Below are 7,788 nucleotides of genomic sequence, written 5' to 3'. Positions count from 1 at the left end.
TCTCTATAAAAAGAGGGTATGAACGGATTATTTCGTGGTTAAATTCAAATGCTCCGCAGTTGAATCTTGGAGCAACTTTTACTGATTTTGCTATCTCTTTTCAGGATCATTTTACCCCGAAAATCAATCTCAATTGCGGAATTTAGGATTAAGAACAAACAGTGCACGCGGAATGGGAGCGGCTACAACATATGGAAGGAGCCGTACATAACAGTTGACAAAAGGTCCTTCAGAAAGTACACTGACTTTACAGAAAGAAAACAACACTACCAGAGGATACCTGTATGAGTCAAGTAGAAAACCATGGAATCACAGATTTTAAAGAGATCATCTCGCGGGTCGAGAAATTTATTGAAAACAAAGAAGAAGAATTCTCTATGCCTGATGTTATGCTCAGAAGGTGTTTAAATGAAACATGGTTTTCTGATACGCTTGCCTGGTTGCTTGACCCTAAAACGGATGATGAATTAGGGGTGCTTTTTATAAACAATTTCATTAAAAAGGTTGCAGAAAAAAGAAGTTCTGAAGCTGGTGGATACAAAAGAAGAGATGCTTTTTTAAGATTTCGTGATCAAAAAGCTGGTAGATCTGTAACTGGTGATCAACGTTTTAGTCTTAAAAATGCAGCTGTAATGAGAGAATTTTACTTGAGCAATTATGATTCAAGAAAAAGGAAGTCATCAGCTCAATTTGCAGATATAGCTGTATTTGACCTTGATCCAGGAGATGGCATATTTCTAACGATTGAAAACAAACTATTTAGTAGAAACCATCCTGGACAACTTGAAAATTATTATAAATTGATAGAAGATAAATTTAAATCTGTAAAAGTACGTGAGTATATTTATCTAACAATAACCGGAGAAGAGCCTGTATTCTACAAGAAGAATGATTCATCAGATGAAAAATAATCAAGGAATGCTGGATACAGATGTCTTGGACCGGCGATATCCTAGAAATATTACAAAGTTCAATAAAAGAAAAGGGGATGGATTCTACACCGGAAGATGTCAAACGGTTAGAGGCCTTATTACGTTGGATGAAAGATATGATATATACCCACAAAATTAAGGCAGATGTTGAGGATTTACCTAAAAAGATCATTGGTAATGCTACGACCGCTTTAACCGCTCATCTAAATAGGCTATCTGTTGAGGGTAGAAGCTGGACTCGAAAAAAGAATCACCCATCTTCTATTAAACATTCTTCAATACCAACAAGAGTCCTATATGTGCAGATATTGCCGAATTTATCTCTTACGATTCAAGGCAAAACAAAGTCAAAGAGTTATTATGAAAAGATATTAGTTCCTTTTGGCGCATATCCGGATCAAGTCTATCATCTACTATATATGGCTGCCAGAGACATTTATTATAAGCATTTTGACAATCCTTCAATCTACCTAAACTCAAATAGAAAGCTTACGGCAAGTAGATTAACGGAAGAAGAAGCCATTAAAGACCTCCTGGAATTTGTATATACATATAAGTTTCAATTACAAGTTCTTTTGTCTTCTACAAAGCTTGTTAGAGATGCGGGCATTCTGGAAGAGTATACAGAGAATATCGGCGAAGCAGAGGCCGATGAAGTTTTCAAAGAGATGGAGCCGGAAATGACAGCGGGAGATGAATAAAACAACATCTATATAAGATATTTGAGGGTTTGCTGATTTTTTATAACGGCTCATACTTCTCTTTTTATAGATACCTATATGAGAAAATGAACAAGTAAACTATATCTGTGGTGGCTATTGCGTGAGATTTGCCATACTACCAGTATGCTCTAAAAATGGCTCGCCAGATGGTATGTATTTTAGCGACACCTGTTGTCACACCATAATTCTATTATATACATAAATATTCAGGAGGAATTCATGACCAAATTAAAAAAGCCACTTTACATAACCTACAGTAACCAACGAGCTCGGGATATTCGACGGAAAATTGCCTCCTCACAGCCCTTTGCTCAGATTACAACACTCAGCCAAATCATGCTTGAACTGTTTGAGGAACACGACAACCGCACTCTACTTCTTGATCCACTGATTCCGTCGGTCGTATTATCGATAATTAGAGAGACCGAGATTTACTACTTTAGTTATTTGAAGCCCGGGGATGACGGGTTGGAGCAAATTGCAGCATTGCTGTTAAAATGTGCTGCAAATCGGATTGACCTTTCCGATCTTTATTCCGGAGAAAAACGAGATGCCCTTTCTACGATCCAGTCAAAGTACGAGGAGTTTAAACAGGAAAATGGGCTTGCAGATAACGCAGATGTGGAGAGTTCGGTTCTTTCGTTTTTACATACTTCTGATAAATACTTCCACGACTATCATGGGATCTACATTGACTATTTCCAAAAAGAGGAACTTCACTTTTACACTTCAAAAATTCAAAAAGAGTGCGTAGACCTTTTATCTGAAAGATATAAGATGATACCTGTTTCAGATATAGCTGATTCCACGGCAAAGCTCTACACTCCCTCGAAGCGGGCGTTTGACAACGTGGATGAGGTTCGGCAAGCCTTGAAGATTGCTCGAAAACTTTTACTCGATGGTGTAGGAGAAGAAGAGATCCTCATCGTTACGTCTGATATATCCGAGTATGCCCCTATTTTTCGTCTCCAACTTGAAAATTATGGGCTAAAGGGGTACGATTCCCGTGGAATTCCCCTGAGCCACTTTAAGGGAAAACTCAACAAAGGTATACCGCGCGTTGCAGATACCTATGGTGCCTGCAAAGAGCGTATCCATCAGACCCAGTCACAAGCAGAAAAGCTTGGGATTACTGTAAACGAGGACGATATAAAAAAGCATTTTTTGGAATCGACCTATGTGCAGTCTGAGAAGATGGGTATTCAGCTTACTGAGACAAACCAGCTGGTCGGCACATCACGTCGATATGAACACATTCTTTTCATCGGGACTGACATCGATCATTTTCCTCCCAAAATACAGGACAATTTTCTTATATCCGCATCGGATGCGGTAAAACATTTCTGCACGAATGACTACTACATCAACTCCAAAGTGCAGCTGCGCCTGATGCAACAGCTCGCCAATAACCTCTATGTAATAACGGCACGCTACAAAAATGGCAGGCCGCTGGCACCATCTCTGCTCATCCCGCACATTGAAAATACCATTGACCTATCAGATATTGTTGCACGGGATGAGGTCTTTGAAACAGGTAAACTTGCTATTCCCTCGAGAGAAGCGGTTCCATTTATTCATTCGCTGAAATCAGCGGACTTTTCCTCCTTTGATGGCAAAGGTGTTGAGGGGATATCTGCGAAACCTCTCTCCGCTTCACAGCTCAACAGTTATACCAACTGCCCGCTGAAATATCTCTACCAAAACAAAGTAGATGTATCTGCACCGCGCAGCACAGAAGAGGGGTTTGATTTTGCTGAAGAGGGGAATCTTATGCACCTCTGCTTTGAGTATTTCGGAAAAGCCATTCGAGCTGGAGAGGAGGAAGACTCCCTCAATCAGTTAATGTACAATATCTCGAACAGAGCCTACGAAGAGTATCAGCAGAAAGAAAAGAAGGAACCGAATATCTACCACGAGTTATTTCTCTCCACTCTGCAGGCCGGATTAGTGGATAGCCGTGACAAAGGCCTTCTTGCACGCTTTGTCAGCTACTTTAAAGATAATCGGGCTGCATTTGATAATTTTAAACACTCGGAGTTTGAAAAAAAGTTTTTGCTGGATGAAAACCTTGCACCTACAGACGATGCGAAGAACTATTTCATTCGTGGATTTATAGATCGTTTTGACAATACCAAAGAGCACGTTTCGATTATTGATTATAAATCGAAGAAGGTCAAAGGCAAGAAGGACAAGAACGATATACAGACAAGGATCAAGGAATTCAAGGACTATCAGTTGGCTCTATATATACTCTACGCAGAACAGGTGACTAAGGATAAACCTATATCTGCACACCTCTTAACTTTTAAAGGGGATAAAGAGTATTCTCATTTTGCCAGCTTGGGGACTGAACATCAAAATGATTCGATCTGTTATGATGATGAATACCGCCGTCGGTTGAAAGATAACATCCACAAGGTTAAAGCATCAATTGAAGCCGGTGATTTTGCATTTAATGATTCAGATGAAAAGCAGTGCGGGTACTGTGATATCAAACACCTCTGCCATCACACCATTGTGAACAAAGGAGTTGACTGTGAATAAGTTTTCAATACAGGATAGTTTTGCGATCAGTGCCGGTGCGGGCACGGGAAAAACCTATACGCTCAGTCGGCGATATATCAATGCTCTTCTCGGCTTTGATTTTTTTCGGGAATCAATGGATCAGCCGCAGTATATTCAACACTATGCTGATAAAGCAGCCGATGTGCACGAAATAGTCACGATTACCTACACCGAAGCGGCTGCGCTTGAGATGAAGGAACGAATCTTTGGGTTGATCAAAAAGGTGGCCACCTTTAGGGATCTGGACCGCACTGATAATGACTACAATTCAATCGCCGAAGGTTATAAGGATTTGAGTCCAGAGCTATGCGCGTACGTGGAAAACAGGCTTTCAAAAGAACTGACAAAAAGTAACTCAGCCCTTATATCGACAATCCACTCGTTTTGCCTTGGGATTATCCGAAAAAACTGCGATATTGCCCGAATTGACAGCTCCCTGGAGATGATAAAAGACGAAGAGAAAGAGGTTGAAATCGATGCTATTGTTTTCTCCGTAATCAACAGCGGGGACAATCACGATCGTGTTCTCTCTCTGTCACGGGATGTGAGCATGTACTTTTTTAAAAACCTGATTGATACATATCTCGGAAGCGCGAAATTTCGCCTCAATTTCCGCGGTTTTGAGGAGAAGGCCGACGACATGGAATTTTACAAGTCCCTCATTCGCGATATCTACCCGTTACCGGATATCGAAGATGCTCTGAAAGAACTGGCCGAAAAAGGAAAAGAGGTACATTCTTACTGGCTTAAACAGTTTTACCATGCGTGTGCGGCATTCGAATCAGATACGTTTAGTGAAAAAGCACCCACCTTTGGAGAAAAGACCTACCCTGTGGCTGATCCAGTAAAAAAGAACCTGGAAAAAGTGCGTAAACAGTACGCTTCTATCTCGAAGGAACCGGACTTTCGAAAGCAATTGCAAAACACATCAAAGATCCTGGTCGAAATAAAACAGGAGTACGATGATCGACTGAGCGAACTCGGCAAAATAGACTTTGATACCATTATTGATAAAACAGCTGAAATATTGCCACGTCTCAATACTGCCTTCCGCTATGTCATGGTCGATGAGTTCCAGGACACCAATGCCACCCAATTTGAAATTGTAAAGGGAGTCTGTTCTGAAAAGACAAATCTTTTTGTTGTTGGAGATGCAAAGCAATCAATATACTCATTTCAGGGTGCCGAACTCATGGTCTTCAATGAGGCGATATGGGATAGGAAATTGTTTTCTTCTGTCCAACCTATGAGCGTCAACCATCGGAGTGATGGAGTCGTTCTGGATACCGTCAATCGAATCTTTGAAAGACTTCTGGTCCCCTGTCGGGGATTTGCGACAATTAAGCGCAACTTTGAAGCAACTGCACAGAAATTGGATGTCTTTAAAAAGGAGCGGCAGAAGACTGGGTCATTTGAATTCCTCATCACCCCTAAAGAAAACAAGGGAGAGGAAAATGAATATGCGACAGTTGCTCATTTAATTCGAAATATTAGCGATGGCAGTAATGGAAATTACAATCATATTAAGGAATTGATTGATCGCAAAGAACAGGCAATAGCCGTATTGTTTGATGCCAAAACACAGATGCTAAAATTGAAGGCAGAGTTAAATGCCCTCGGTATTGAGTGTCGTGTCAGTGCCAGTGAAAATTTCTACCATACCAAAGAGGTGATGGAGCTTTTTCTGATGCTCAAAGCAATTCTCATTGTGAATAGCCAAAAGAGCGAGTACGGAAAGGTCGATCGGTACTATCTTTCCGGTGCGTATCGGTCATCTTATCTGAGGATGAGTGATACTGAGGTCGTGCAGGCAATTACCGCACAGAAGGTTCCGGGGGCTCTTCAAGAATTTGCAGTCTTTGCTGAGGAACACACACTCAGCGAACTGGTTACACATATCGTCAGGCATTCACGTATCGCCGATGTCTACAGCCGCATTGAAGGTACGCCACAGAGAATGGCAAACCTGCAAAAGTTTATAACACTTGTCATGGAGTTTGAACAGGCTGAAGGTGATTCGTTGTATCGATTGATTCAGCTTTTTGAACACTCGGTATTCTTTTCCCATGCCACTGAGGATGAGGCCTTTTACAAATCTGATAGCGTAGAAAGTATTGAACTGTGCTCAATTCACCACACCAAAGGGCTGTCCTACCCGATGATAATTCTCGCCAACAGTGAAAAAAAGCTAATGTCACAGGTCAACAGTGAAGCGATAAAGCACAATAGCTTCTATCATACCGAAAGGGGGTTAACCGAACTCATAGGCTTTAAGGTTTCTGGCTATGAGCCGCTATCATTCAGAATACTGAAAGGACTCGACCAACTCAAACACAATGCGGAGAAAAAGCGACTGCTATACGTTGCCCTCACCCGAGCTCGACATGACGTCGTAATTTCAGGTACCCTGGCAAAGAAAAAAGACGGCAGCATCTGTAGCATCAAAGACAGCTATCTCGAAATGATTTCTGACTCGTTAAATATGGATCTGCCTGCCCTTTTTAGGTCAGGCGGAACTATTCCCCTGCATCCGATTGGTGACAGTGGTAGAGCTACAGCCCCGTCAGAAGTATCTCACGAGATGCCCCCCATCAAGTTCACAGAACCTTCAAGAGTAAGCGCAACAGCAGAAAGTAAAGCCTTTGGGGATGGGGATGCAGCTCGTCGTGGTACCATTGTACATAAGTGTATCGAACTTCACTGGAATTCTTTGGTAAAAGGTGAGTACGAGACAATTTTTTCAAAGGAGATGGTTGCGGATAAAGATCGTGGGCATATTTCACGGTCACTTGATGCATTTCTGGAGAGTGATATGTACCAAAAATTAAAAAACGGTGTAGAGCATTACTTCGAACTTCCCTTTGATGACGGAGTGAAAAACGGATTTATCGATCTGGTCTACTTTGATGTAGTAAGAGGTGGCTGGCACATAGTCGATATTAAAACGGGTAAACAGAGTGAGGATAAGATGGAGAAGTATCAAAAGCAGCTCGATTTTTACACCGACTTCTTCCAAGAAAAGGGCGTTAAGGTTGTAGGGGCTGAGTTGTTGTGGGTGTGATCCATTATGCTCTTGAAAACGAAGGGAAAAATGGGTTTGACATTCTACCAAAAGAGCTTTTGTCAAATGTTGTGTACGGCTCTGTTCAGGTTCGTATCTTTCTGTTTTCACTGGGAGGTTTGAAATGCTTCATATACTTCCGGGCGGTGTTTTGACACATGTCAGCACGCTGAGCTGCAGACGATAATTTTTTTCCTTGAGACATACTTTTAAACAGCCCTTTCACCTGACGATCGCTTACCAATAAATCCTCCTTGAATCGGGGTATATCAGTAAGCTAAATCAGGATGAGTAAAACCTCATTTTTAACTGTCGTTGAAGCTCATTTCTAACTGTCGCTGATCAGGTGGGTGACTGAATAATAAGAGCCGTATGAGTCGAGAGTTTCACGTACGGTTCTGTGAGAAGCTGAAGGGTGAGATTCCCTTCGGCTTACTCGACCCGTTGCAGAAGCTTTTTTTGCGACTCTTAAAAAACGAATGATATATCACAGGAAGTATGAGACTGT

Annotated in this window: 4 protein-coding genes; all 4 read left to right on the top strand. The window is 41.5% G+C overall.

Annotated elements, in window-relative coordinates; all coding sequences use genetic code 11:
* The first annotated feature begins 284 nt into the window (after positions 1 to 284).
* The 4 genes from CALK_RS11360 to CALK_RS11345 all read left to right on the top strand — a co-directional run bounded on the left by CALK_RS11360 (position 285) and on the right by CALK_RS11345 (position 7,280).
* Positions 285 to 911, top strand: coding sequence for a PD-(D/E)XK nuclease family protein (locus CALK_RS11360; RefSeq protein WP_022637814.1), 627 nt, complete (start codon positions 285 to 287; stop codon positions 909 to 911).
* A gap of 20 nt (positions 912 to 931) precedes the next feature.
* On the top strand, positions 932 to 1,633 hold the full coding sequence (locus CALK_RS11355) for a hypothetical protein (protein ID WP_022637813.1): 702 nt from the start codon (positions 932 to 934) through the stop codon (positions 1,631 to 1,633).
* A gap of 240 nt (positions 1,634 to 1,873) precedes the next feature.
* Positions 1,874 to 4,198, top strand: coding sequence for a PD-(D/E)XK nuclease family protein (locus tag CALK_RS11350; RefSeq protein WP_022637812.1), 2,325 nt, complete (start codon positions 1,874 to 1,876; stop codon positions 4,196 to 4,198).
* Entirely contained in the window at positions 4,191 to 7,280 is a 3,090-nt protein-coding gene (locus tag CALK_RS11345; RefSeq protein ID WP_022637811.1) for a UvrD-helicase domain-containing protein, read from the top strand. Before CALK_RS11350 ends, CALK_RS11345 begins: the two co-directional genes overlap by 8 nt.
* Positions 7,281 to 7,788: the final 508 nt, after the last annotated feature.

Source organism: Chitinivibrio alkaliphilus ACht1 (assembly GCF_000474745.1).
GTDB lineage: Bacteria > Fibrobacterota > Chitinivibrionia > Chitinivibrionales > Chitinivibrionaceae > Chitinivibrio > Chitinivibrio alkaliphilus.
The sequence above is the reverse complement of the archived record's forward strand: the minus strand, read 5'-3'. Positions and strand labels throughout refer to the sequence as shown.

Coding starts and splice junctions, on each gene's coding strand:
- CALK_RS11360 (WP_022637814.1), top strand. CDS start 285: ATGAGTCAAGTAGAAAACCATGGAATCACAGATTTTAAAGAGATCATC.
- CALK_RS11355 (WP_022637813.1), top strand. CDS start 932: ATGTCTTGGACCGGCGATATCCTAGAAATATTACAAAGTTCAATAAAA.
- CALK_RS11350 (WP_022637812.1), top strand. CDS start 1,874: ATGACCAAATTAAAAAAGCCACTTTACATAACCTACAGTAACCAACGA.